This is a genomic window from Pseudomonas sp. KB-10 (assembly GCF_018221585.1).
Taxonomy (GTDB): domain Bacteria; phylum Pseudomonadota; class Gammaproteobacteria; order Pseudomonadales; family Pseudomonadaceae; genus Aquipseudomonas; species Aquipseudomonas yangonensis.
This window is the reverse complement of sequence record NZ_QYYB01000002.1, coordinates 82094-107899: the sequence shown is the minus strand read 5'-3', so window position 1 is coordinate 107899 and position 25806 is coordinate 82094. Positions and strand designations below refer to the sequence as shown.

At 64.8% G+C, this 25806-nt stretch carries 20 protein-coding genes; 8 read left to right on the top strand and 12 right to left on the bottom strand.

Annotated features, from left to right (window positions below):
- The first annotated feature begins 197 nt into the window (after nucleotides 1-197).
- A complete protein-coding gene (locus tag DXK50_RS05475) occupies nucleotides 198-392 on the top strand; it encodes a hypothetical protein (RefSeq protein WP_212629630.1) in 195 nt (64 codons plus the stop codon).
- 121 nt (nucleotides 393-513) lie between these two features.
- On the opposite strand, the gene DXK50_RS05470 is transcribed toward DXK50_RS05475, so the two are convergent.
- Nucleotides 514-876, bottom strand: a complete 363-nt coding sequence (locus tag DXK50_RS05470; protein WP_212629629.1) for a cupin domain-containing protein — start codon at nucleotides 874-876, stop codon at nucleotides 514-516.
- A gap of 275 nt (nucleotides 877-1151) precedes the next feature.
- Here DXK50_RS05470 and DXK50_RS05465 point away from each other — a divergent pair, with 275 nt between their 5' ends.
- From DXK50_RS05465 to DXK50_RS05455, 3 genes are read left to right on the top strand one after another with little or no spacing between them, the layout of a single operon-like run.
- Nucleotides 1152-2231 (top strand): efflux RND transporter periplasmic adaptor subunit, encoded by a 1080-nt coding sequence (locus DXK50_RS05465; RefSeq protein WP_212629628.1) that lies wholly within the window; start codon nucleotides 1152-1154, stop codon nucleotides 2229-2231.
- A 4-nt stretch (nucleotides 2232-2235) separates the two neighbouring features.
- The gene (locus tag DXK50_RS05460; protein WP_212629627.1) at nucleotides 2236-5280 is read left to right on the top strand and encodes an efflux RND transporter permease subunit; all 3045 of its coding nucleotides are present in this window, start codon (nucleotides 2236-2238) and stop codon (nucleotides 5278-5280) included.
- Nucleotides 5277-6740 (top strand): efflux transporter outer membrane subunit, encoded by a 1464-nt coding sequence (locus DXK50_RS05455; RefSeq protein ID WP_212629626.1) that lies wholly within the window; start codon nucleotides 5277-5279, stop codon nucleotides 6738-6740. The genes DXK50_RS05460 and DXK50_RS05455 overlap by 4 nt, the downstream gene beginning before the upstream one ends.
- Nucleotides 6741-7041: 301 nt before the next feature.
- Here the strand turns inward: DXK50_RS05455 and DXK50_RS05450 are convergent, their stop codons facing one another.
- The 7 genes from DXK50_RS05450 to gcl all read right to left on the bottom strand — a co-directional run bounded on the left by DXK50_RS05450 (nucleotide 7042) and on the right by gcl (nucleotide 16044).
- Complete coding sequence (locus DXK50_RS05450) at nucleotides 7042-8067, bottom strand: DNA topoisomerase IB (protein ID WP_212629625.1); 1026 nt, start codon at nucleotides 8065-8067, stop codon at nucleotides 7042-7044.
- A 158-nt stretch (nucleotides 8068-8225) separates the two neighbouring features.
- Nucleotides 8226-9137 (bottom strand): urea transporter, encoded by a 912-nt coding sequence (locus DXK50_RS05445; protein WP_212629624.1) that lies wholly within the window; start codon nucleotides 9135-9137, stop codon nucleotides 8226-8228.
- A gap of 176 nt (nucleotides 9138-9313) precedes the next feature.
- The gene (gene pyk / locus DXK50_RS05440) at nucleotides 9314-10729 is read right to left on the bottom strand and encodes a pyruvate kinase (protein ID WP_212629623.1); all 1416 of its coding nucleotides are present in this window, start codon (nucleotides 10727-10729) and stop codon (nucleotides 9314-9316) included.
- On the bottom strand, nucleotides 10726-11997 hold the full coding sequence (locus DXK50_RS05435; RefSeq protein ID WP_212629622.1) for a glycerate kinase type-2 family protein: 1272 nt from the start codon (nucleotides 11995-11997) through the stop codon (nucleotides 10726-10728). Before DXK50_RS05435 ends, pyk begins: the two co-directional genes overlap by 4 nt.
- 342 nt (nucleotides 11998-12339) lie before the next feature.
- On the bottom strand, nucleotides 12340-13230 hold the full coding sequence (locus DXK50_RS05430) for a 2-hydroxy-3-oxopropionate reductase (RefSeq protein WP_161865620.1): 891 nt from the start codon (nucleotides 13228-13230) through the stop codon (nucleotides 12340-12342).
- A 141-nt stretch (nucleotides 13231-13371) separates the two neighbouring features.
- Complete coding sequence (gene hyi, locus DXK50_RS05425) at nucleotides 13372-14154, bottom strand: hydroxypyruvate isomerase (RefSeq protein ID WP_212629621.1); 783 nt, start codon at nucleotides 14152-14154, stop codon at nucleotides 13372-13374.
- 114 nt (nucleotides 14155-14268) lie between these two features.
- Nucleotides 14269-16044 carry a glyoxylate carboligase gene (gene gcl, locus DXK50_RS05420; protein WP_212629620.1) on the bottom strand — a complete coding sequence of 592 codons (1776 nt, stop codon included), beginning with the start codon at nucleotides 16042-16044 and terminating at the stop codon, nucleotides 14269-14271.
- A 111-nt stretch (nucleotides 16045-16155) separates the two neighbouring features.
- Here gcl and DXK50_RS05415 point away from each other — a divergent pair, with 111 nt between their 5' ends.
- Together DXK50_RS05415 and DXK50_RS05410 are read left to right on the top strand one after the other, a co-directional pair.
- Complete coding sequence (locus DXK50_RS05415; protein WP_013715037.1) at nucleotides 16156-17070, top strand: LysR family transcriptional regulator; 915 nt, start codon at nucleotides 16156-16158, stop codon at nucleotides 17068-17070.
- 182 nt (nucleotides 17071-17252) lie between these two features.
- Nucleotides 17253-17687, top strand: a complete 435-nt coding sequence (locus tag DXK50_RS05410; protein WP_161865623.1) for a GlcG/HbpS family heme-binding protein — start codon at nucleotides 17253-17255, stop codon at nucleotides 17685-17687.
- Between the two features lie 216 nt (nucleotides 17688-17903).
- Here the strand turns inward: DXK50_RS05410 and DXK50_RS05405 are convergent, their stop codons facing one another.
- Nucleotides 17904-18539, bottom strand: coding sequence for a TetR/AcrR family transcriptional regulator (locus DXK50_RS05405; protein WP_161865644.1), 636 nt, complete (start codon nucleotides 18537-18539; stop codon nucleotides 17904-17906).
- 210 nt (nucleotides 18540-18749) lie between these two features.
- On the opposite strand from DXK50_RS05405, the gene moaA reads away from it, so the two are divergent.
- Nucleotides 18750-19745 (top strand): GTP 3',8-cyclase MoaA, encoded by a 996-nt coding sequence (gene moaA / locus DXK50_RS05400; protein WP_212629619.1) that lies wholly within the window; start codon nucleotides 18750-18752, stop codon nucleotides 19743-19745.
- Nucleotides 19746-19787: 42 nt separating this feature from the next.
- Nucleotides 19788-20627: a substrate-binding periplasmic protein gene (locus tag DXK50_RS05395; protein ID WP_212629618.1), complete on the top strand. Its 840-nt coding sequence runs from the start codon at nucleotides 19788-19790 to the stop codon at nucleotides 20625-20627.
- Between the two features lie 4 nt (nucleotides 20628-20631).
- On the opposite strand, the gene DXK50_RS05390 is transcribed toward DXK50_RS05395, so the two are convergent.
- The 3 genes from DXK50_RS05390 to DXK50_RS05380 form a co-directional block, all read right to left on the bottom strand.
- Nucleotides 20632-22092 carry an NCS1 family nucleobase:cation symporter-1 gene (locus DXK50_RS05390; RefSeq protein WP_212629617.1) on the bottom strand — a complete coding sequence of 487 codons (1461 nt, stop codon included), beginning with the start codon at nucleotides 22090-22092 and terminating at the stop codon, nucleotides 20632-20634.
- 1078 nt (nucleotides 22093-23170) lie between these two features.
- Complete coding sequence (locus DXK50_RS05385; protein WP_212629616.1) at nucleotides 23171-24031, bottom strand: outer membrane protein OmpK; 861 nt, start codon at nucleotides 24029-24031, stop codon at nucleotides 23171-23173.
- Between the two features lie 85 nt (nucleotides 24032-24116).
- Nucleotides 24117-25634 carry a nucleobase:cation symporter-2 family protein gene (locus tag DXK50_RS05380; protein ID WP_212629615.1) on the bottom strand — a complete coding sequence of 506 codons (1518 nt, stop codon included), beginning with the start codon at nucleotides 25632-25634 and terminating at the stop codon, nucleotides 24117-24119.
- Nucleotides 25635-25806: the final 172 nt, after the last annotated feature.

The following is a 25806-nucleotide window of genomic DNA, read 5'->3' as shown; positions in this document are numbered from 1 at the left end:
GCCATCGCCGTACTGAGTTAAGTGTCTCGTCAGTGCTCGGCGAGTGATGACTCCTCTCGCGGATCGGCCAGTATGAATTGTTCCCCCGTCACCGCCGTGATACGTGCGGTGCCCAGATTGTGCAGTTGCCACTGCCATTCCCCGTAGCGGGTGCTGAAGGTGCCTCTAGCCTGACAGGGGTCATAGAGGTACCAGTCGTGTTCCTGGCGATGGGTGATGAGGATGGCGTGGCGCAGGAAGTCCGCGACAGTTTCTTCGCTGACCTTGCATTCCCGGCAGTTGTCCTGCTCTGGTCCGAGTGCGTCCTCGCTTACCTGAATATCGTTGACCGGGCCGAGCAGGGTGGGGATCTTTTTCTGCGCTTACGTTGCAGCTTGCCAGTAGCAGGCTGAGGCCAAGTGTGCGTCTATCCATGTCTTTCGCGATCCTTTGCTATGCGTCCCATGGCCTTGGGAGCGTCGTTGCCCGGTCAACGAACTGCGCCGGGCAGCGAGTGCTTGCTCTGAAGCGGTTTCAGTCGACGGCCAGGTAGTGCTTGGTAAAGCTGTCGCTCACCACTTCCCACAGGGTGTTGGTGCCACTGGCAACGAAGAAGGCGTCGCCAGCCTTGTAGTGCGCCGTCTCGCCGGTGGCTTCATCAGTGATCTTCACTTCGCCGAGGGTCACCACAGCCTGTTCGTGAAAAGTGTAGGGCAGGCGGAAGCGGCTGCGGCGCACGCCAAAGTAGCCGGCGCTGACCGATTCGTCTTCGGTGGCGAAGGTGGTCAGGGCGAACATGGCGTTGTCGCCTTCGAGCATTTCCACGCCGATGTCCTCGAGGGTGCCGGCCAGTTCCAGTTCGTCCAGGGTGATGCCTTGCTTGATGCTGTGCAGCATGTCGTTCTCGCTCGATAGGGTGAAAGGTAATGCACGCTAGCAGGGACCTGGGGACGAGCCAGTCGTGGCAGCGACATCGGTAGCCAGGGAACGTCCTGATCATTGCGTTCAGCCTGCGTCGGACTGCTTGCGTTCGGTACATGCGGCGAAGCGCGACTGCCTGGTCACGCCGGTGTTCATAACTTGTCGCCGAACTCCTGCGCATAAAGGGGGCTCTATTGTCTGTCCCGCGGCCCGAACCTGTGGTCGTCAAGCAGCGCAGACAAGGAGTCCCGATGACGTCAACACCAGCATCCCGCTCGCCCAAGTCCTGGTTGATGATCGTCGCCTGTGCGCTGCCGCTGCTCGGCGGCTGTTCCTCCGAGACCGAGCCGGCACCCGAGCCGCCGCGGGTGGCGCTGGTCGAGCCGCTGCAGCCCGCCGCGCCGCAGGCCGAGGCGCTGCGTTTCTCCGGGGTGGTGCAGAGCGTGACCACCACCCAGCTGTCGTTCGAGGTGGCCGGGCGCATCGAGCGCATCCTGATCGATGAGGGCACCCGTGTCAGGCGGGGTCAGCCGCTGGCCGAGCTGGACCGCACCGACTACCGCCTGCAGCTGCGTGAAGCCGAGGCGCGCCTGCGTCAGCTGGCGGCGGATCTGGCGCGCAAGCGCACCCTGCTTGCCGAAGGCATTCTCGCCCCCGCCGCCATCGAGGCGCTGGAGGCCAACACCGTGGCCGCGCGGGTGGCGCGCGACAGCGCGCAGCGCGACTTGGAACACAGCACCCTGAACGCGCCGTTCGATGGCGTGGTGGCGCGCCGCCTGGCCGAGCCGGACATGGTGGTGGCGGTCGGCACGCCGGTGTTCGAGATGCAGGACAACCGCCAGATCGAGGTCGGCGTCGATCTGCCGGAAAGCGCCGCGCTGAGCATTCCGCTCGGGCCCGAGCTCGAGGCCGAAGCGCAGCTGGTGATCGCCGACCTGCGCCTGCCGCTGCGCTACAAGGAACACAGCACCCAGCCGCGCGAGGGCGCGCGCACCTACCGGCTGGTGCTACAGGGTGAGCCGCCCGAGGACTACAACCTGCTGCCGGGCATGGCCATGCGCGTCAGTCTGCAGCGCCCCGCACAGTCACAGACAGAGGAGGAGGGCTTTCGCCTGCCGCTGTCGGCGCTGCAGACTGGCAGCGACGGCAAGTACTTCATCTGGCAGGCCGACGAGGGACGCGCGCGGCGGCTGGCGGTGCAGCTGCAGCAGGTCGAGGGCGACCAGGCGCTGATCCGCGGCGAGGGCCTGCAGGCGCAGCTGCCGATCATCGTCGCCGGCGGCAGCAAGCTGCACGAGGACCAGCCGATCGAAGCGCGGGAGCGGAACTGAGCCGATGGATTTTGCCCGTTACGCCATCACTCGGCCGGTCAATATCTGGATTCTGGTGCTCACCTGCCTGCTCGGCGGCATCCTCGCCTTCTTCGAGATCGGCCGCCTGGAAGACCCCGAGTTCACCATCAAGCAGGCCATCGTCAACGTGCAGTACCCCGGCGCCACGGCGCTGGAGGTCGAGCAGCAGGTGACCGAACCGCTGGAAAGCGCCATCCAGCAGATGTCGCAGATCAAGGAGATCCGCTCGCGCTCGATGCCGGGCATCGCCGAGATCCGCGTGGAGATGCAGGACCGCTACGACGGTGACGCGCTGCCGCAGATCTGGGACGAGCTGCGCAACAAGATCAACGATGCCCAGGGCGATCTGCCGCCGGGCATCGAGCCGCCGCAGGTCAACGACGATTTCGGTGATGTCTACGGCATCTTCTACGCCCTGACCGGCGACGGTCTGACGCTCAAGGAACTGCACGAAACGGCCAAGGACCTGCGTCGCGCGCTGCTCACCGCCGATGGCGTCGGCAAGGTGGAGATCGCCGGCGTGCAGGAGGAACGCATCCTGGTGGAGGTCGATCAGGCGCAGCTGGCGGCGATGAACATCGCCCCCGACGAGATCGCCGCAGCGCTGGGCGATACCGACGCCGCGGTGGAAGCCGGCGGCGTCAATGCCGGCGACTTCTTCGTGCGCCTGCGCCCCAGCGGGGCGTTCGACTCCCTGGAGGAGCTGCGCGCGCTGCCGGTCGGCCAGGGCCCGCAACGGGTCGAGCTGGGCGCCATCGCCAAGCTGTCGCGCGACTACGCCGAGCGGCCGCAGCAGATCATCCGCCACAATGGCCAGCCGGCGCTGACGCTGGGCATCAGCGGGGTGTCCGGGGCGAACATCGTCGAGGTCGGGCACAGCGTCGAGGCAGTGCTGCAGGCCGTTGAGCACCGCATGCCGCTGGGCGCCGAGCTGCACCCGCTGTACGAGCAGCACCGCATCGTCGACGAGTCGGTGAACAGCTTCGCCCTCAACGTTTTTCTCTCGGTGGCCATCGTGGTCGGTGTGCTGTGCATCGCCATGGGCCTGCGCGCCGGCGTGATCATCGGCGCGGTGCTGTTTCTCACCGTGCTCGGCACGCTGCTGGTGATGTGGCTGGTCGGCATCGAGCTGGAGCGGATTTCCCTCGGCGCGTTGATCATCGCCATGGGCATGCTGGTGGACAACGCGGTGGTGGTCTGCGACGGCATGCTGGTGCGTCAGCGCCAGGGCAAGAGCATTCTCGAGGCGTCGCAGCAGACGCTGCAGCAGACGCAGTGGCCGCTGCTGGGGGCGACCATCATCGGCATCCTGGCCTTCGCCGGCATCGGCCTGTCCCAGGACACCACCGGCGAGTTCCTCTTCTCGCTGTTCTTCGTCATCGCCGTGTCGCTGCTGCTCAGCTGGTTGCTGGCCCTGCTGCTGGTACCGCTGTTCGGTCATTACCTGCTGCGCAATGCCGGCGCCGACGAGGATGCCGATGCCGCATACGACGGCCCCTGGTACGCGCGCTATCGCCGGCTGGCAACAGGCGTGCTGCGCCGGCCGAAGCTGACCATCGGCGCGCTGCTGGTGCTGACGGTGATCAGTGCGGTGATCTTCACCCGCCTGCCGCAGAGCTTCTTTCCGCCGTCGAGCACGCCGCTGTTCTACGTCAACCTGTTTTTGCCGCAGGGCACGCATATCCGCGATACCGCGCGCGCTGCCAGCGAGGTCCAGCAGTACCTGTCTGAGCAGGACGGCGTGAGCGATGTGTCGAGCTTCATCGGCGCCGGGGCCTCGCGCTTCATGCTCACCTACATGCCGGAGCAGCCGAATGCCTCGCTGATGCACTTTCTCGTGCGCACCGAGGATGCCGAGCGGATCGACGGCCTGGTCCGGCAGATCAACCAGGAGTTGCCGCAGCGCTATCCATCAGCGGACGTCAGCGCCGCCCAGTTCATGTTCGGCCCCAATGCCGAGGCGAAGCTGGAAGCGCGCATCAGCGGCCCGGACACCGAGGTGCTGCGCGAGATATCCGCCGAGGGGCGCAAGCGCCTGCAGGAGCAGGGCCAGGTGCTCAACGTGCGTGACGACTGGCGTCAGCCGGTGCTGGTGCTGCGCCCGCAACTGGCGCTGGATCGCCTCGCCGATGCCGGGCTGACCCGCCAGGCGGTGGCGCGCGCACTGGCTGCCGGCAGCGAGGGCCAGCGCGTCAGCCTGCTGCGCGAACGCGACGAGCTGATCCCGGTGCTGCTGCGCGCCGCGCCGGATGACCGCATCGACGCCGACAACCTGCTGCAACGGCTGATCTGGAGCCCGGCCGGCAACGGTTACGTGCCGCTGGCGCAGGTCGCCGACCGCATCGAACCGAGCAGCGAGGACGGCATCATCGTGCGCTACGACCGCGAGCGCACCATCTCCATCCGCGCCGAACCGCGCGACGGCGAGAACACCAACGAGGCGCACGAGCGCATCCGTCCGCTGATCGAGGGCATTGAGCTGCCGGTCAATTACAGCCTGAAGTGGGGCGGCGACTACGAGCAGTCCTCCGACGCCCAGCAGGCGCTGGCCAGCACGCTGGCGGTGCCCTACCTGGCGATGGTACTCGTCACCGTGCTGTTGTTCGCCAGGGTGCGCCAGCCGCTGATGATCTGGGCGGTGGTGCCCATGGCCATCTGCGGCGTGAGTTTCGGCCTGCTGCTCACCGGCCAGGCCTTCGGTTTCATGGCGCTGCTCGGCCTGCTCAGCCTGACCGGCATGCTGATCAAGAACGCCGTGGTGCTGGTGGACGAAATCGACCGGCAGATCGCCGCCGAGGTGCCGCGCCTGACTGCCATCATCGAGGCCTCGGCCTCGCGTCTGCGCCCGGTGACGATGGCCGCCGGCACCACGGTGCTGGGCATGGTGCCGCTGCTGTTCGACCCGTTCTTCGCCAACATGGCGGTGACCATCATGGGCGGCCTGGGCTTCGCCACGCTGCTGACGCTGCTGGCCGTGCCCTGTCTGTACCTGTTGCTGATGAAAGTGCGCCCGGAGGAAACCGCATGACTGCCAAGGCCCTGGCCGCTCCGCTGCTGCTCGCCCTGGCCCTGAGCGCCTGCTCCAGCGCACCGCAGCACCCGGCGCCGCAACTGCCGGATACCTGGTTCAGCGCCGCCGGCGCCCACCCGGCCGATGCCGAGTCGCTGGCCAGCTGGTGGCGTCAGTTCGACGACCCGCAGCTCACCGCGCTGGTCCACCGCGCCATGCAGCAGAACCACGATGTTCGCCTGGCCATGGCGCGGGTCGACAGCGCCCGCGCGCAGCTGCGCCAGTCGCGCGCCGGCCTGCTGCCGAGCTTCGACCTGCCGGGCTCGGCCAGCCGCCAGTGGATCGAGAACGACCAGGACGCCGAACCCGGCAGCCCGCTGGCTGACTTCATCCCGGATGACGACCCGATCGCCTTCGACAGTTGGGAACTGGCGCTGCAGGCGACCTGGGAACTGGACCTGTTCGGCGCCACCCGAGCCCGGCGCGACAGCGCCGCCCAGCAACTGCGTTCGGCCGAGGCGCAGACGGTGGCCGCACGCCTGGCCGTGGCTGCCAACACCGCGCAGGGCTATCTGCAGCTGCGCGCGCTGCAGGGGCAGCGCGCGCTCTTGGTCGAAGGCATCGAAGTGGCGCGCGAACTGGAGCGCATCGCCGGGCTGCTGTTTCACGCCGGCGAGGTGACCCGGCTGGACGTCGAGGCCACATCCGCCGAACGCGCATCGCTGGAAGCCGATCTGGACGAGCTGGACATCCACCTGGCCGAAGCGCAGCTGGCGCTGGATACCCTGCTTGCCGAGCCGCCGGGCAGTACCGCCGTCCACCTCGCCGCCAATGCGGCGGTGCCGCTGGCCGAATCGCGAATCGCCGCCGGTCAGCCCATCGACCTGTTGCGCCGTCGCCCGGACCTGATCGCTGAAGCGGCGCGGCTGGATGCCGCCGAACTGCAGGCACTGGCCGCCCGCCGCGACCTGTTCCCGAAACTGGCGGTGCAGGCTGCCGTGGGGCGCTCCGGCTTCGCGTTGGGCGACGCCGTTTCCAGCGCTTCGAATTTCGCCCGGGTCGGCGCCACCTTCGGTCTGCCGCTGCTGGACTATGCAAACCGTGGCGCTGCCATCGAATTGGCCGATGCCGAGGGCGAGGGCGCCTACATCGCCTTCGAGCAGGCCTTGGCCCGCGCGCTGGAGGAGGTCGAACGCGGCCTGACGCGCATTGCCGGACAACAGCGTCGGCACGCCGCCCTCAGCCGCACCCGCGCGCACCGCGAGCGCGCGCACCGGCTGGCGCAGCGTAGCTACGAGCTGGGCGAGGCGAACCTGAGCGAGGTGCTGGACGCCCAGCGTGGCGCACTGCAGGCGCGCCAGCGCGCACTGGAAGGCCGCACCGCACTGGCGACCGCGCAGGTGGCGTTGTACGTGGCGCTGGGCGGTGGCTGGCAGGCGGGGGGCGTGCAGGCTGCGGATACTGGCGCTGGGGAGTGATCGCGGCGGCAGAGCGCCGATGTGCCGCCTCTGTAGGAGCGGCTTCAGCCGCGAATCGCTGTCAGCGTCGTTGGCACGCTCTGCGTGGGCTCGCCCCGGAGCGCTTGTGTCCTTGGGGCCTAGGGTTCAGCGCTACTCGGCATCATGCGGTGCAAGATGATCGCGGCTGAAGCCGCTCCTACAGAACCCACATGCCCGTTTGATCGTTGCCGAGCTCCGCGTGGGAGCTTGACCCTCGGACGTTCTGCGTCCGGTAGGCGTCGTGCAGCCTTGATGTTCAGAGCATCCCCGGGCAGCAGGCTCAGGCGGGCGGCAGTTTTTCCAGAAAGCGCATCAGCAGGCTTTCTTCGGCGCGCAGGCCCTTGCGCGACGTCGCCAGGCGGATGCCGGCGAGTTCGCCAGCGAGGAAGGCGTCGATCAGGGCCGGATGGATGTAGCATTTGCGGCAGACCGCCGGCGTATTGCGCAGCTGCTGCGCCACCTCCTTGACCATGGCCACCACATGCTTCTTGGCTGCGCTTTCCGGCTGCCATTCGAGCTCGCGCAATAGCGTCAGGGCCAGCGCGCTGCCGGCCCAGGTGCGGTAGTGCTTGGCGGTGAAGTCGGCGCCGGTGAGTTCACGCAGGTACTCGTTGATATCGGTGGAGGTCACCGCGCGACGCTCGCCATGCTCGTCCAGATACTGGAACAGGTGTTGCCCGGGCAGTTCCAGACAGCGCTGGATGATGCGCGCCAGGCGTCGATCGTTGACCTTCACTTCATGCTCGATGCCGCTCTTGCCACGAAAGTGAAAGCGTATGGTGTTGCCTTGCACCTCGACGTGACGGTTGCGCAGGGTGGTCAGCCCATAGGAGCGATTGTCCCGCGCGTAGCGGGCGTTGCCGACCCGGATCAGGGTGTTGTCCAGCAGCATGATCACGGTCGCCAGCACCTTCTCGCGGCGATGTTCGCGCAGGTTCAGGTGCTGCTGCAGCGCTTCGCGCAGCGCCGGCAGGGCTTTGCCGAATGCCAGCAGGCTGGCGTACTTGTCCGCATCGCGGATTTCGCGCCAGCGGGTGTGGTAACGGTATTGCTTGCGCCCGCGGGCATCGCGGCCGGTTGCCTGCAGATGACCGTTGGCCAGTGGGCAGATCCAGACATCGGTGTAGGCAGGCGGCACTGCCAGGGCATTGATGCGAGCTACCTCCTTGGGGTCCCGGATGCGCTGGCCCTGCGTGTCGAAGTAGCAGAACTTGCCACGCAGCTTGCGGCGGCTGATGCCCGGCATGCTGTCGTCGACATAGCGCAGGTCGGCCGGTAGTTCGATATCGCCAGGCGCCAGGCTCATCGGCGCGCCCCTCGATAAAACCTGACAACAGGCGAAACGGCGATGGCAGGGCAAAGGACAATGTCGGGCATGGGGATCGCTCGTTGCAGCAGATATGAATTAGCCCGCCAAACGAGGCGGGAGTTCACTCTTTACAAGCGGGGGAGAGGGGCCGGGCGTCAGGGCGCTGCGCTGTTTCTGACCGCCTGCTGCCAGCTCTGCGCGCCGGCTCTGATCAGCCAGCAGGCGAGGATGAAGGGCATGGTCAGGGCCGGCAGGCCGAGGGCGCTGAAACCGGGCTGCAGCAGCAAGGCGAGCAGGATGCCGAGGGCGGGCACCCAGAGGTTGCGGTGTACCTGGGCCAGGGCAATGGCCGCCAGAGTGGCGTTGTAGCCGTACAGACCGGCCAGCGCACCCTCGCCGGGCCAGCCGGAGAAGAGCGCCAGGGCGAAGCCGCCGCTGGAACCCAGCAGCGCCCACAGCGCCATGCGGCCATCGGCCAGGCGCAAGCCGAGCAGCAGGCACAGGCCGGCCAATGGCGAGTCGAGGAAGATCACCTGACCGAGCCCGCGCAGCACGGCGAGTATCAGCTGCAGGAGGCTCAGCGCCGGCGCGTCGGGCGCGCTGGCTGGCGGTGCAGCTGACAGCTCCAACTGAGCGAGCAGTGCCAAAAGCAGCCAACCCAGCAGCACGAAGGGAAAGGTGAAGGCGGGCAGCCAGCCATGCTGGCGCATGCGCCGCATCCAGGGTGCCAGCAGCAGGCTGGACAGGGTGGCGCTGGCGATGATCAGCACGGGCAGCAGCGGCGTCCACGGCAGTTTCAGGCTGAGCATCAGACCGAGGAGGACGCCGTTGTAACCGTACAGACCGATGGCGATATCGGAAGGCGGGTAGCCGCAGCGTTGCGCTACCCACGTCGAGGTCAGGCCGCCGAGCAGGGCGCCGGGCAGCAGCTCGGGTGCGCCGATCATGATGGCGAGCAGCACCAGTGCGCCGCAGCCGGGACTCTGTTGCAGGAAGATCTGGGCGAAGCCGCAGAGCAGGGCGCGCATGCTTTGCAGGATGACGTGGGATGTTGGTAATGGGGACATGATGTATTGGCCATGAGAGCCCTCTCCCCCAGCCCCTCTCCCATAAATGGGAGAGGGGAGCCGTCCGTGTGGCCCGGAGGAGCGGTGTAGTTCGCGCCGGCTCAGTGCGTAGCCCGGATGCAATCCGGGGCAGGGGGGCGGAACATTTCCCCCGGATTTCATCCGGGCTACGGACGTCACTGCAGCGTTTCGATCCTCAGGCTGTTGGTACTGCCGGGCTGGCCGAAGGGTTCGCCGGCGGTGATCACCACGGTTTCGCCGCGCTTGGCCATGCCCTGGGCCTGGGCGATCTCCAGCGCGGTGCTGGTGACTTCCTCGACCCGGCGCAGGCGCTCGTTGACCACCGAGTAGATGCCCCAGGCCACGGTCAGGCGGCGGGCAGTGGTCAGGCTCGGCGTCAGGCTCAAGATCGGCGCCTTGGGCCGCTCACGCGAGGCGCGCAGGCTGGAGCTGCCGGATTCCGTGTAGTTGACCAACGCCGCCACCGGCAGGATCGAGCTGATACGACGGATGGCGCAGCTGATGGCGTCGCTGGCGGTGGCCTCGGCCTGCGGGCGACCGACGTCGAGCTGGCTCTGGTAGTCCGGGCCGTTTTCCACCTGGCGGATGATCTTGCTCATCATCTGCACGGTTTCCAGCGGGTAGTCGCCGGAGGCGGTCTCGGCCGACAGCATCACCGCATCGGCGCCTTCGGCCACGGCGTTGGCCACGTCGGTGACCTCGGCGCGGGTCGGCGCCGGGGAGAAGCGCATGGATTCCAGCATCTGCGTGGCGACCACCACCGGGCGGCCCAGTTGGCGGCAGGTGCGCACGATATCCTTCTGAATGCGCGGCACGTTCTCGGCCGGCACTTCCACGCCCAGATCGCCGCGCGCCACCATGATGGCGTCGCACAGACGGGCGATTTCTTCGAGGTGCTGCACCGCCGAGGGCTTCTCGATCTTGGCCATCAGGAAGGCCTTGCCGCCGATCAGCTCACGGGCTTCGACGATGTCCTCGGGGCGCTGTACGAAGGACAGCGCCACCCAGTCCACGCCCAGCTCCAGGCCGAAGGCCAGGTCGCGACGATCCTTCTCGGTCAGTGGCGACAGCTGCAGCACCGCCTCGGGGACGTTGACGCCCTTGCGGTCGGACAGCTCGCCACCGGCGACGACGCAGGTGTCTACGGCATCGGCCTGCTTGCCGGTCACTTTCAGGCGCAGGCGGCCGTCGTCCAGCAGCAGGCTCATGCCCGGCTGCAGGGCTTCGATGATTTCCGGGTGGGGCAGGTTGACCCGGCTGGCGTCGCCGGGCGTGGCGTCCAGATCCAGGCGCAGGCTCTGGCCGTTGACCAGATGCACCTTACCGCCTTTGATGCGGCCGACGCGCAGCTTCGGCCCCTGCAGGTCCATGAGAATGCCGATGGGCTGGTTCAGCTCGCGCTCCACCTCGCGCACCCACTGGTAGCGCTGTGCGTGGTCGGCGTGTTCGCCATGGCTGAAGTTGAGGCGGAACAGGTTGACCCCGGCCTCCACCAACTGGCGGATATGCGCGGCGTCGCGGATGGCCGGGCCGAGGGTGGCGAGGATCTTTACTTTCTTGTCGGCGTTCATTGGGTTTTCTCGAGAATCAGAATGGCGCGGAAATCGTTGACGTTGGTGCGGGTCGGGCCGGTGACGATCAGCTCGTCGAGGGCGGCGAAGTAGCCATAGCCGTTGTTGTTGTCCAGCTCGTCGCGGGCGCTCAGGCCCTTGATTCCGGCGCGGGCGTAGCTGTAGGGCGTCATGATGGCGCCGGCGTTGTCTTCGGAACCGTCGATGCCGTCGGTGTCGCCGGTCAGCGCGTAGACGCCGGGCAGGCCTTTGAGGCTCTCGGTGAGGCTCAGGAGAAATTCGGCGTTGCGCCCGCCGCGGCCATTACCACGCACGGTGACGGTGGTTTCGCCGCCGGAGAGGATCACGCACGGCGGCTTGATCGGCTGGCCGTGCAGCTGCACCTGGCGGGCGATGCCGGCATGCACCTTGGCCACGTCGCGCGACTCGCCTTCCAGGTCGCCAAGAATCAGCACCGGGAGGCCGGCGGCTTCGGCCTTGGCCGCAGCGGCGTCGAGCGACTGCTGCGGGGTGGCGATCAGCTGGAAGTGGCTACGGGCGAGTACCGGGTCGCCCGGCTTGACCGTTTCCGAGCGCGGATCTTCCAGCCAGGCGCGCACGTTGGCGGGAATGTCGATGCCATAGCGGGCGAGAATCGCCAGGGCTTCGGCCGAGGTGGTCGGGTCGCCCACGGTGGGGCCGGAGGCGATCACCGTAGCCTCGTCGCCGGGCACGTCGGAGATGGCGTAGGTGTAGACCGTGGCCGGCCAGCAGGCCTTGGCCAGGCGGCCGCCCTTGATCGCCGAGAGGTGCTTGCGCACGCAGTTCATCTCGCCAATGGTGGCGCCGGATTTGAGCAGCGCCTTGTTGATCGCCTGCTTGTCCTTAAGGCTGATGCCTTCTGCTGGCAGCGCCAGCAGCGAGGAGCCGCCGCCGGAAAGCAGGAAGATTACCCGGTCGTCTTCGGACAGGTTCGACACCAGCTCCAGCACGCGGCGCGCCACGCGCTCGCCGGCATCGTCCGGCACCGGGTGGGAGGCTTCCACCACTTCGATCTTCCTGCAATCGGCGCCGTGCTCGTAGCGGGTCACCACCAGGCCGCTGACTTCGCCCTGCCACTGTTGCTCGATCACCTCGGCCATCGCTGCGGCGGCCTTGCCGGCGCCGATGACGATGACACGACCGCTGCGGTCGACAGGCAGATGATCGGCCAGTACCTGGCGCGGATGGGCAGCAGCGATGGCGGTGGCGAACAGGTCGCGCAGCAGGCGTTGCGGGTCGAAGGTCATCGTGGTGGTCTCTTGCAGATCGATTCCATTCCCCAGATGCCGCGCGCAGCATCTGGGGAATGGAATCGACCAACCTGGCAATCGGGCCGTGACACCTCCTGCCAGGAAGGTCGAAAGGGTGGGCCAGAAGCAAAGCCCCTCTCCCTAACCCTCTCCCATAAATGGGAGAGGGGACTGGCTTGGCGTAAGCCGAAAGTCCGTGCAACGCCAAGCTGCTTGTCTCTTCCTCTCCCATTTATGGGAGGGGACTGGCTTGGCGTACGCCGGAAATCCGTGTAACGCCGAACTGCTTGTCTCCCCTCTCACGTTTACGGGAGAGGGGCCGGGGGAGAGGGCGCTCTGTTACTCGCCGCGGATATTGAAGTTGGCCATATGCTCCAGACCCTTGATCAGGGCGGAGTGGTCCCAGCCGCTGCCGCCGAGGGCCGCGCAGGTGCTGAACACCTGCTGAGCATTGGCGGTGTTGGGCAGGTTCAGGCCCAGCTCGCGTGCGCCGGACAGCGCCAGGTTGAGGTCCTTCTGGTGCAGGCTGATGCGGAAGCCCGGATCGAAGGTGCCCTTGATCATGCGCTCGCCGTGCACTTCGAGGATCTTCGAGCCGGCGAAACCACCGGACAGCGCCTCGCGCACCTTGGCCGGGTCGGCGCCGTTCCTGGCAGCAAACAGCAGCGCTTCGGCCACCGCCTGGATGTTCAGCGCGACGATGATCTGGTTGGCCACCTTGGCGGTCTGGCCGTCACCATTGCCGCCGACGAGGGTGATGTTCTTACCCATGGCCTGGAACAGCGGCAGTGCGCGTTCGAAGGCGTTCGGGCAGCCGCCGACCATGATCGACAGGGTCGCGGCCTTGGCACCGACTTCGCCGCCGGATACCGGGGCGTCAAGGTAGGCGGCGCCGGTGGCCTTGATCTTCTCGGCGAAGGCCTTGGTGGCGGAGGGCGAGATCGAGCTCATGTCGATCACCACCTTGCCGCTGCCAACACCGCTGGCAACGCCGTCCGCGCGGAACAGCACGTCCTCGACCTGCGGGGTGTCCGGGACCATGACGATGATGAATTCGGCTTCCTGAGCGACTTCCTGCGGGTTGGCCAGCGCGATAGCCCCGGCAGCTACGAGGTCGGCCGGAGCCGGGTCGTGATGCTCAGAAAGGAACAGGGTATGGCCGGCTTTCTGCAGGTTCTGCGCCATGGGTTTGCCCATGATGCCGGTGCCGATAAATCCGATTTTTGCCATGAGAGATAACCTCGTCTTAAGTGTTGAATCAGATGCCGCAGAGCCCTGTAGGAGCGGGTTTACCCGCGAAGCAGACAGCGCGGTGATTGGCACCGGCTGCGCCAGTGTTCGCGGATGAATCCGCTCCTACAGATGCGGCCGTCAGATCACGTTGTGGCTTTTCATCCAGCCGAGGCCGGCAGCGGTGGTGGTTGCCGGCTTGTATTCACAGCCGATCCAGCCCTGGTAGCCGATGCGATCCAGGTGCTCGAAGAGGAAGCGGTAGTTGATCTCGCCGGTGCCCGGCTCGTTGCGGCCCGGGTTGTCGGCCAGCTGCACGTGGTTGATCGTGGCCAGGTTGCTTTCAACCGTGCGGGCCAGGTCACCTTCCATGATCTGCATGTGGTAGATGTCGTACTGCAGGTACAGGTTGGTGCTGCCGACTTTGTCGCGGATGTCCAGAGCCTGCTTGGTGGTGCTGAGGTAGAAGCCGGGGATGTCGCGGGTGTTGATGGCTTCCATCACCAGGCGGATACCGGCGCCGGCAAGCTTGTCGGCCGCATAGCGCAGGTTGTCGACGAAGGTCTTCTCGACGGTCGCGCAATCCACGCCCTGCGGGCGGATGCCGGCCAGGCAGTTGATCTGCTTGTTGCCCAGCACCTTGGCGTAGGCGATGGCCTTGTCGACGCCGGCGCGGAATTCCTCGACGCGATCCGGATGGCAGGCGATGCCGCGCTCGCCCTTGCCCCAGTCGCCGGCCGGCAGGTTGAACAGCACCTGTTCCAGCTTGTTGGCGTCCAGGCGGGCCTTGATTTCTTCCACCGCGAAGTCATAGGGGAAGAGGTATTCCACGCCGCTGAAACCGGCTTCGGCGGCAGCGGCGAAACGGTCCAGGAAGTCCACTTCGGTGAACAGCATGGACAGGTTGGCAGCAAAACGGGGCATGGTGTGCTCCTTGTCGTAGCCCGGATGCAATCCGGGGCGGTGTTGCGGTCTTCCCGGATTGCATCCGGGCTACGTCGTGGTGGCCGGGTGCGCTTGGCAAGCCCGGCGTACGGATCAATCCAGCAGCGAGATGGCGGTCGGGGCGTCGACGCCGCGCTCGGCCAGTTCCTCGAACTCGTTGATGGCGTTGATCTCGGTGCCCATGGAGATGTTGGTGACACGCTCCAGGATCACCTCGACCACCACTGGTACGCGGTGCTCGGCCATCAGGCGCTTGGCTTCGGCAAAGGCGTTCTGCAGCTCGTTAGGGTCGAACACGCGGATCGCCTTGCAGCCCAGGCCCTCGACTACGGCGACGTGATCGACGCCGTAACCGCCCAGCTCCTCGGCGTTGATGTTCTCGAACGCCAGCTGCACGCAGTAGTCCATGTCGAAGCCGCGCTGCGCCTGGCGAATCAGGCCCAGGTAGGCGTTGTTCACCAGCACGTGGATGTACGGCAGGTTGAACTGGGCACCGACGGCCAGCTCCTCGATCATGAACTGGAAGTCGTAGTCGCCGGACAGCGCCACCACGTTGCGAGTCGGGTCGGCCTTGACCACGCCGAGGGCTGCCGGAATGGTCCAGCCCAAGGGACCTGCCTGACCGCAGTTGATCCAGTGGCGCGGCTTGTACACGTGGAGGAACTGCGCGCCGGCGATCTGCGACAGACCGATGGTGCTGACATAGCAGGTGTCCTTGCCGAAGGCTTCGTTCATTTCCTCGTACACGCGCTGCGGCTTGGCCGGCACGTTGTCGAAGTGGGTCTTGCGCTGCAGGGTGCGCTTGCGCTCGCGGCAGGCTTCGACCCAGGCACTGCGGTCCTTCAGCTTGCCGGCGGCTTTCCACTCGCGGGCCACCTGGAGGAAGGCATTCAGTGCGCTACCGGCGTCAGAAACGATGCCCAGATCCGGGTTGAACACGCGGCCGATCTGCGTCGGTTCGATGTCGACGTGGATGAATTTGCGGCCCTCCGTGTAGACGTCCACCGAGCCGGTATGGCGGTTGGCCCAGCGGTTGCCGATGCCGAACACCAGGTCGGAGGCGAGCAGGGTGGCGTTACCGTAACGATGCGAGGTCTGCAGGCCGACCATGCCGACCATCAGCTTGTGGTCGTCGGGGATCGCGCCCCAGCCCATCAGGGTCGGCACCACCGGTACGCCGGTCAGCTCGGCGAACTCCACCAGCTTGTCCGCCGCATCGGCGTTGAAGATGCCGCCACCGGCGACCAGCAGCGGGCGCTCGGCCTCGTTGAGCATGGCGATGGCCTTCTCGGCCTGGACGCGGCTGGTGCTCGGCTTGGCTACCGGCAGCGGCTCGTAGGCGTCGATATCGAATTCGATCTCGGCCATCTGCACGTCGAACGGCAGGTCGATCAGCACCGGGCCAGGGCGGCCGCTGCGCATTTCATGGAAGGCACGCTGGAAGGCGCGCGGCACCTGGCCGGGCTCCATCACGGTGGTGGCCCACTTGGTCACCGGGCCGACGATGCTGGTGATGTCGACCGCCTGGAAGTCTTCCTTGTGCATGCGCGCACGGGGCGCCTGGCCGGTGATGCACAGGATCGGGATGGAGTCGGCGGAGGCCGAGTACAGGCCGGTGACCATGTCGGTGCCGGCCGGGCCGGAGGTGCCGATGCACACGCCGATGTTGCCGGCATTGGTGCGGGTGTAACCCTCGGCCATGTGCGAAGCGCCTTCGACGTGACGGGCCAGGACGTGATCGATGCCACCGAGTTTCTTCAGGGCGGCATACAGGGGGTTGATGGCAGCGCCGGGGACGCCGAACGCGGTATCGACGCCTTCGCGGCGCATCACCAGTACGGCTGCCTCGATTGCTCTCATTCTGGCCATGACCATTGTTCTCCGAGTCAGTGGTTTTTCTTCTTGGGAGCAAGGATGACGGCTGTACCGGTGCGGCGGAATTGTTGGATACTTCAGTTCTGTCGATACTTGGAGTACCGAATGGACCGTCATACCCTCATCCGCAGTTTCGTTCTGGTAGCCGACAACGGCAGCTTTGCCGCAGCTGCGCTGAGCGAAGGTGTCACCCCGGTGGTCATGGGGCGCCGCCTGGACGCGCTGGAGCGCCACCTGGGCGTCAAGCTGATGCATCGCTCCACGCGCGGCCTGCAGCTGACCGACCTCGGTGAGCAGTACCTCGATCGCGCCCGCGCCCTGCTCAAGGACTTCGACGAGGCCGATGCCAGCGTGGCCCGTGGGGGCAGGTCGGTGCGCGGGCACCTGGTAGTATCCGCGCCTGCGGCGTTCGGCAGGCGGCATATCGCGCCTCATGCACCGGCATTTCTCAAGCGCTACCCGGACCTGAAGCTGTCGTTCAACTTCACCGACAGCCTGGTCGACCTGGTGCGCCAGGGTTACGACATGGGCATCCGTATCGGCGAGGTGACCGACCCCAACTACGTTGCGGTCAAGCTCTTCCCCAACCGCCGCGTGGTCTGTGGGGCGCCCAGTTACTTCGAGCTGCATGGCGTGCCGCGCACCCTCGAAGACCTGGCGCGGCACAATTGCCTGGCGTTCAACCTGCAGGGCGGTCAACAGCGCGGCTGGACCTTCCTGCGCGACGGGCGCCAGGTGGCGGTGAAGGTGGCCGGCAACCTCGATTGCAACGACGGCGAACTGCTCTACGACTGGGTCAAGCAGGGGCTGGGGATCGGCTGGCGCTCGACCTGGGAAATCCAGGCGGAGTTGAAGGCCGGCGAGCTGGTCACGGTGCTCGATGATTACGAAATCCCGGCCTATGACATCCAGGCGGTATACCCACAGCAACGTTACCTGCCGGCCAAGGTGCGCTTTTTCATCGACTACCTGAAGGACATCTACAACGCGCCGGGGTACTGGGAAGTACGGGGAGGGTAAAGAGGTTATTCGATACTTGTCTTGTTTTTATCAGATAAATTTATTGTGTACATTTTCAATTTATTTTGTTCTTTTTTGTTGAAACAATCCTTCTGTTCGGCTATTGCATAAGGCGCCTTCTCATGTCGCACGTCGTCATTGGTGCGTGCGGTGACTTCCTGTTCGGTTTTCGGAGATTCCTTATGAATGCGCTTAACCTGTCCACAGCCGTGAGCATTACCCACAACGCGCTCGCCGTCGGGCGTGAGCTTCACGCTGCGCCGCTGACGGTGGCGGTGCTGGATGCCGGCGGGCATCTGATCAGCCTGCAGCGTGAGGATGGTGCCAGCCTGTTGCGTCCGCAGATCGCCATCGGCAAGGCCTGGGGCGCGCTGGCCCTGGGCAAGGGCTCGCGCCTGATCGCCGCCGATGCGCAGCAGCGCCCGGCCTTTATCGGTGCGGTGAACAATCTGGCCCAGGGCAGCCTGGTGCCGGCCCCGGGTGGGGTGTTGATCCGTGACGCGCAGGGGCAGGTGATCGGCGCCGTCGGCATCACCGGCGACACCTCGGACATCGATGAGCAGTGTGCGGTCAGCGCGCTGGAATCTCTTGGGCTGAAGGCGGATGCGGGGGCGTAAGGAGGCTTTGCGCACCGCCTTGATCGCGACTGCGCGATGCCCTGGATTGCATCCGGGCTACGACTGTGGGAGGGGCTTCAGCCGCGACTGGGACATCGAAGCGTCGCCGCTAAAGCGCCTCCCACGGTTTACAGGGCTCCGTAGGGTGGATGTCGCCTTTTACATCCACCAGAGGTGTATCGGTAGAGCGCGATCCATACTGAGACGGACAGTCACCTAGACGCTGCTTACCAGTTCGGAGGCCTTCGGGTCGACGTCACAGCCTTTGAGCACCAGGCGAATGATGGTCTGCGCCGCGGCTTCGTAATCGGCGTCGTCCAGGCTGGCCTTGCCGGTGACGGTGGAGATTTGCCAGTCGAAGTCGGCGTAGGTCTGAGTCGCAGCCCAGATGCTGAACAGCAGATGATGTGGGTCGACCTTTGCCATCAGGCCCTGGTCGATCCAGTGCTGGATGCAGGCGATGTTGTGTTTGGCCTGTGCGTTGAGCTGTTCGGTCTGTTCCGGTGACAGGTGCGGCGCACCGTGCATGATCTCGCTGGCGAACACCTTGGAGGCATGCGGCAGCTCGCGGGAAATGCGGATCTTCGAGCGGATGTAGGCCGTCAGGACTTCGCTCGGGTGGCCCGGCTGGTTGAAGGGGGCAGAGGCGGCCAGCAGCGGCTCGACGATACTTTCCAGGACCTCGCGGTAGAGGTTTTCCTTGGATTTGAAGTAGTAGTAGACGTTGGGCTTGGGCAGGCCTGCCTTGGCCGCGATGTCACTGGTCTTGGTGGCGGCGAAGCCCTTGTCGGCGAACTCCTCGCTGGCTGCGCGCAGGATGAGCTCTTTGTTGCGCTCGCGAATGCTGGTCATAAGGCCCTGTGTCTTCTCTGCCGCCGAGCGGCGGTCGGGCATGGTAGCACCGGCTTTGCGCGAGGCTCAAGGCAGCGGCCACGGGCTGCGCAGCGCTTAGCTGACTTGCGGGTCAAATTTCTGTGTACAGGAAATCGCTTTTCTGTTCTTATCCCGAACAGTTACATCCATGAGCAAAAGTCTCGGCGCGCGACGCTGCAGGAGACCAACGTGAATACCAGTCAGCTCGTCGATCCCTTCGGTCGGCGCATCACCTACCTGCGTTTGTCGGTGACCGACCGCTGCGATTTTCGCTGCACCTACTGCATGAGCGAAGACATGCAGTTCGCGCCGCGCGCGCAGATTCTCAGCCTGGAAGAGCTCTACGCCGTGGCCGACGCCTTCATCGGCCTTGGCGTACGGCGTATTCGCATCACTGGTGGCGAGCCGCTGGTGCGCAAGAATCTGCTGAGCCTGCTGCAGCGCCTGGGCGAGCGTGACGAGCTGGAGGACCTGGCCATTACCACCAACGGTTCGCAGCTGGCCGCGCTGGCACCGCAGTTGCGTGCGGCCGGTGTACGCCGGCTGAACATCAGCCTGGATTCGCTGCGGCGCGAGCGCTTCGCCGCCTTCACCCGCCGCGACAAACTCGGCCAGGTACTGGCGGGTATCGACGCGGCGCGTGCTGCCGGCTTCGACAGGATCAAGCTCAACAGCGTGGTGCAGAGCGGGCGTAACGACGACGAGGTGCTCGATCTGGTCGAGTTCGCCATCGACCGTGGCCTGGATATCAGCTTTATCGAGGAAATGCCGCTGGGCAGCGTGGTGAGCCACAGTCGTGAGCAGACCTTCTGCTCCAGCGACGAGGTGCGCCAGCGTATCGAGCAGCGGCACTCGCTGCTGCGTAGCAGCACCGTAACCGGCGGCCCCTCGCGCTACTGGCAGGTGGTCGGTAGCGATACGCGAGTCGGCTTTATCTCGCCGCATAGTCACAACTTCTGCGGCGACTGCAATCGTGTGCGGGTTACTGCCGAGGGCAAGCTGGTGCTCTGCCTTGGCCACGACAACGCACTGGATCTCAAGCGTCTGCTGCGTGCCCATCCCGGTGACGGGGAACGCCTGCGTCAGGCACTGATCGAGGCACTGCGCCTGAAGCCCGAAAGACACCACTTCGCCGCCGACGAGCAGGTCCAGGTGGTGCGCTTCATGAGCATGACCGGCGGATAGTCCCGCTTCTGGATTTTCACAACAACAATAAGGAGGCTCTGCATGAAGCCCGTACGACTGTGTCTGCTATCTACCGTTTTGATGAGCCCGAATGTTCTGGCCCAGACCTATGTGGTCGGCGTCGAGGACCTGCCGTTCGAGCCGCACTACAGCCTCGATGCCGATGGGCAATACCGTGGCTTCGCGCGTGAGGTGCTGGATGCCTTCGCCGCCGATAGCGGCGTCAGCCTGACCTACAGGGCTCTGCCGGTGGATCAACTGTTGCCGGCCCTGCAGCGCGGCGAGATCGACTTCAAGTATCCCGACAGCCCGCACTGGGCCGGCGCGCAGAAGGCGGGCGTGACGTTGTATTACAGCCGGGCCGTGGTCGCCTATGTCGACGGTGTGCTGGTAGCGCCACAGCGTCAGGGCCAGGCGCTGGAGAAGGTTCACCGCCTGGCGATGGTGCAGGGCTGGACCCCGCGGGGCTACGAGCAACCCATCGACAGAGGGCAGATCCAGCTGAGTTACAGCGAGGATCTGCGCCAGATGATCCGCCAGGCCTTGAAGCAGGACACCGATGGCGCCTATTTCAATGTGGTGGTGGCCACGCATTATCTGGACAACATCCGCGCGCGGCCCGGTGCGCTGGTGTTCGATCCCAGCTTGCCGCACACCCGCGGCAGTTTTCATCTGTCGAGCCAGCGTCATCCACAACTGATCGCCCGTTTCGATCGTTTCCTCAGCGAGCGCTCGGCTCAGGTCGCGACGCTCAAGGCGAGTCACCGCGTTGAGGCCAACCTGGATAGCGAATACATGGGCGTCGAGCAATGGAAGGTGGACTTTCTCGAACGCCGGAAAGCCAAAGCCGGCGCACAGGCGCCGGCTTCGTCCGCTCGATGAGGGTTCATACGGTAGCGCGTTTCAGCGCCTGCGCCTGGCCGTGCATCAGGCCATAGTGCAGCACTGCGCCAAGCAGGGCGCCAAGCAGCCAGGCATATCCCGACAGCTGGCTCAGTGCCGGCGCCCAGACCGAGGCGACGGAGAACACCGAGCCGATGGCGAAGGCGATCAGCGCCTTGCGGTTCCAGCCGCCATCGAAGTAGTAGGCGGAACCGACTTCGGCACTGAACAGCTGCTGCAGGTCGAGCTTGCGCCGGCGCACCAGGTAGTAGTCGGCGACGATGATGCCGTACAGCGGCGCGAGCACGGCGCCCAGAGTGTCGACGAAAGCGGCGATGCCGACGCTACTGATGAAGGCGACCCACAGCGCGCCGATGAAGAAGGCGATGCCGGCGGTGATGAAGCCGCCGGTGCGCGCGCTGATATGTGCCGGGGCCAGGTTGGCGAGGTCGTAGGCCGGCGGGATGAAGTTGGCCACCAGGTTGATGCCCACGGTCGCGGCGAAGAAGGTCAGCGCGGCGATGATGGTCAGGGTCAGGTTGTCGACGCGCGCGACGATGTCGGTGGGGTTGGTCAGCGTCTCGCCGAACACCACCACGGTGCCGGCGGTGATCACCAGGGCGATCAGCGAGAAGAACGCCAGGCTCACCGGCAGGCCGAGGAAGTTGCCGATGGTCATTTGCTTCTCGCTTTTGACGAAGCGGGCGAAGTCGCCGTAGTTGATCACCACCGCGGCGAAGTAGGCGACCATGGTCCCGACTACCGCGAAGAAGGCAGCCACCGGGCCGGCCTTGTATTCACCGCTGCCACTGAAGATGTTGCCCAGCTCACTGAGCAGACTGGGGCCGGCCTTGTACCAGATCAGGCCCATCAGCGCGATCATCACCACGTAGACCAGCGGCCCGGCCCAGTTGAGGAAGCGGGTGATCCAGCTCATGCCGCAGACGAACAACGCCACCTGGAACAGGCAGACGATCACGTAGGACAGCCAGCCGATGGCGGTCAGACCCATGTATACGGCCGGATCCTGCGGTTGCAGCAGCGAGTTGAGCAACAGCGCCACCGCGGTGGAGGCGAAGTAGGTCTGCACGCCGTACCAGAAGATGGCGACGATACCGCGCACCAGGGCGGGGAAGTTGGCGCCGCGCACGCCCACGCTGGCGCGGGCGAACACCGGGAAGGGAATGCCGTACTTGACGCTGGGTTTGCCGGTCAGCTGTACCAGGCCCATGACGATGAAGCCGGCAAGGACGATGCCGGCCAGTACCGCCCAGCCATTTAGGCCGTAAGAGATAAACAGTGTCGCCGCCAGGGTATAGCCGAACAGGCTCTGAATGTCGTTCGACCAGACATTGAAGATCTCGAACCAGCCCCAGGTACGTTTCTCGGGAGCCAGGGGGGCGAGATCTTCGTTGTGCAGCGAGGTATCGATGTGTTTGATGCGGAAATCTTCGGCATTGGACATGGACAGCTCCCAGTTTTGTTCTTGCGCCGCGATGGCGTATGAGGAGGTTTGTCTGCAGGTTTCGTTCCGAATTTGTATTCGCGTCATGACTGAATCTGTGTATACAGCCATTTCAACAGTGTTTCGGTAAGAACCTGTTTGTCTTGTACACAGAAAATTCGTTGCTGAATATGGCTTTCGGATAAATTGCACACAAAAAACAGCATTTTTGTGATCAAAAACTTGACCTTGCGGTCAGTTGCATGCTTGCAAGTCGTTGATGAAAAAGCCGGATAGGCGGCCCGATTCTGCACCGATGCGGTGCTGGTCTCGCTCGAGGGGATTAGGTTGGTGCGTCTCGCGCGGTGCTGGGCAAGGGTCGGTTGAACCGGACTGGCAATTTTGTGTGCGTACCGCTTACTGACTTGGCGCTGTCCATTACCGCGTGTACTGAGCGTTTGGGTTGCGCCCCTTTCGGGCGCCACACCTTGATTCGCTGCGCTCACCCTTTGGGCCAGCCTGCGGCTGTTACTCCGCTGCGCTGCGTTTCCTCGCTCCGACGCTGCTCCGGGGGGCCGGCTTACAAGGGCCGTCCATGGCCCTTTAAGCGGGGCCGCCATCGGTATTTCGCCGCATCCATGCGGCTCATCCCCCTACGCAACACCTCCACTCGGCCTCCTGAAGGGGACCAGGTCGCGAGCTTGCGACATCTCCGGAAGACCAACGTCGGCAGCGTTTGGCTTTTGCTCTTGAAGTGCGATCTCACAGACGACGCTCAAGTGCTCTTCAGGAGGGAACCCCGGCGCAGCAGGGCGGGGGCGCCTAGCTCGTATGCAAGGGTGTGTTTCTTTGCTTACTTTCTTTGCACAAGCAAAGAAAGTGAGTCGCCCGTAAGGGGCGAAACCGGTCAGGTCATGCGACGCATTAATGGATAGGGCTAGCACCAAAAGCACACACTTATTTGCTAGTCCGGTCTCAAGCGCACCGTGCATGGAAAGACGACGATCAAAGAAAAAGGGGAAAGGGCGCGAACGCCCATCCCCCTTTTTACCCGGCCGCCGTCCCTACCCGACGTCGGCCAAGTGCGTTGCGGCAGTGGTCAGAAGTGGTACTTAACCAGTGCCTGCACGGCCGTCTGGTCGAAGCGATCGCCCGAGCCATCCACCGGTTTCACGCCGTACTTGGCGCGCCACATGTTGATCTCGGTGCCGACGTAGAGCTGGCGTTCCTTGCCGAACAGAGCCTTGCCGGCGTCCCACTTGACCTGGATCGAGGAGCCTACCGAGGTCTGGGTGCCCGCATCGCGCGACGGCGAGCGCCAGTCGACGAAGCCGTCGACGACGAAATCCTGATCGCCGAGGCTGAAGGGGTACGCGGCGCTGACGGTCAGCTGGGTGGCGTAGCCGTTGCTGTTGGCATCGGTGAAGAAGGTGTGGTTGTTGATCTTCACCTGATACAGGTTGGTCTTGAAGTAGTTGAAACCCGGTATTTCCCAATCCAGACCTATGCCGTACAGGTAGTTCTCCGGTCCCGGGCCGCCTTCGCCTTTCTCGTAGGTGAAGGCGGCGTAGACATCCTTGATCGGACCGGCAGCCAGCTTCTGCCCGGTCAGCCAGCTCAGGCTGACACGCGGTGAGAACTCCATGTAGTAGAAGGAGTTGCGGTCGTGCTGGCGGAAGGTGCCATTGTCGAAGCTGCCGCGTGTCTGCACGTTGTCGGCGCGGATGTAGTCGAGGAAGTAGAAGATGTCGCCCCAGGCCCAGCCGCTGGCGTGCTCGAAGGTGAAGGTGGTCTGGGTGCGCTGCTCCTCGCCATTGAAGTTCATGCGCTGGAAGTTCTCGCCATACAGGTAGGACAGGCTGTTGTCCTGCCAGTGGAGCAGGTCGCCGGCGAGCGTCTGCTGGCCGGAGAACAGTCCGGCAGAGAGGGCCAGGCAGTGAGGCAGATGCTTGAGTTTCATGAATTGTCCTTGTTTTTGAGGTGCAAGCAGGTGCCTCCCGGCAGAAGCTGCCGGGAGTGAATCGGTGTATTGCGGTTAACGGGGGTCAGCTAGTGCGCGCTTCCGGGGTAAGGTCACGGCTCAGAGTCTTGAGGCTGTTGTCATCGACGCTATCGTCGTCCTCGCGGTTCTGCAGCACGGTGTGCAGGTGCGCCTCGGGATCGTAGTCGTCCTCCTCCACTTCCTGCTGTTCGTCTGGCAGGAAAATGTTCAGCACGATGGCGCTGAAGGCTCCGATGGTAATCGGTGAACCGAAGATGTTCTTCAACACGTCCGGCATGTGCGAGAGCACCTCCGGCACGCCGGCTACGCCCAGGCCCAGGCCCAGGGAGATGGCCACGATCAGCACGTTGCGACGGTGCAGACCGGCTTCGCTGAGAATCTTGATGCCGGCCACCGCGACGGTGCCGAACATGATCAACGTAGCGCCGCCGAGTACCGGCTTGGGCATCAGTTGCAACACTGCACCGACCACCGGAAAAAGGCCGAGCAGCACCAGTATGCCGGCGATGTAGAAGGCCACATGACGGCTGGCCACGCCGGTAAGCTGAATCACCCCGTTGTTCTGGCTGAAGGTGGTCATCGGCAGGCTGTTGAACATGGCGGCGACTGCCGAGTTGCAGCCGTCGGCCAGCACCCCGGACTTGATCCGGCGCATGTACAGCGGGCCCTTTACCGGCTGTTTGGAGATGATCGAGTTGGCGGTCAGGTCGCCAGCGGTCTCCAGCGGGGTGATCAGGAAGATCACTGCGATGGGCACAAAGGCGATCCAGTCGAAACCGAAGCCGTACTTGAACGGCTGCGGCACGCTGATCAGTGGTACCTCGGCCATGTTGGCGAAATCTACCCGGCCGGTGAACCAGGCTACGGCGAAGCCCAGGGTCAGGCCGATGATCACCGCGGACAGGCGCAGTACCTGCGACGAGACGCGGTTGAGCACGACGATGGTGCCCAGCACCAGGCCGCCGAGCGCGAGGTGATGCAATGCGCCGAGATCTGGCGCGCCGTACCCGCCGGCCAGGTCGGTCATGCCCACCTTGATCAGCGAAAGACCCATCAGGCAGATGATGGTGCCGGTCACCACCGGGGTGATGACCTTGCGCAACTTGTTGATGAACTGGCTGAAGGCGATCTCGACGAAGGCGGCGCAGAAGCAGATGCCGAACAGCGTGGCGAGTATTTCCTCCTCGCTGGCTCCGCGGCCCTTGACGATGAACCCCGCGCTGAGCACCACGCTGAGAAAACCGAAGCTGGTGCCCTGCAGGCATAGCAGGCCGGAGCCGATCGGGCCGATGCGCTTGGCCTGGACGAAGGTGCCGAGGCCGGACACGAAAAGCGCCATGCTCACCAGATACGGCACATGGGCACTGAGGCCCAGCGCGCTGCCGACGATCAGGGTGGGGGTAATGATGCCGACGAAGCTGGCCAGCACATGCTGCAGCGCCGCGAAGATGGCTGGGGCGAATGCCGGGGTGTCATCCAGCTGATAGATCAGGTCGCTATTGCCGGAAGGCGCAGCGGGGGTAGGGGTGTTGCTGTCTGTGGTCATGTCATAGCCTGCCATTTGTTTTTATACGGTCATGGGCTTGCACGAGGCTTCACGGCACCTCTTTCCTGGTTACTAGAAAGTTGTCTAGGTGGTCAGGATGTGGCGACTATAGCAACTTGTGGACATGGTTAAAAACAATTTATTTATAGATTGTGCACAAAAAATGAACCGCCGGTCAGCTCGCGCT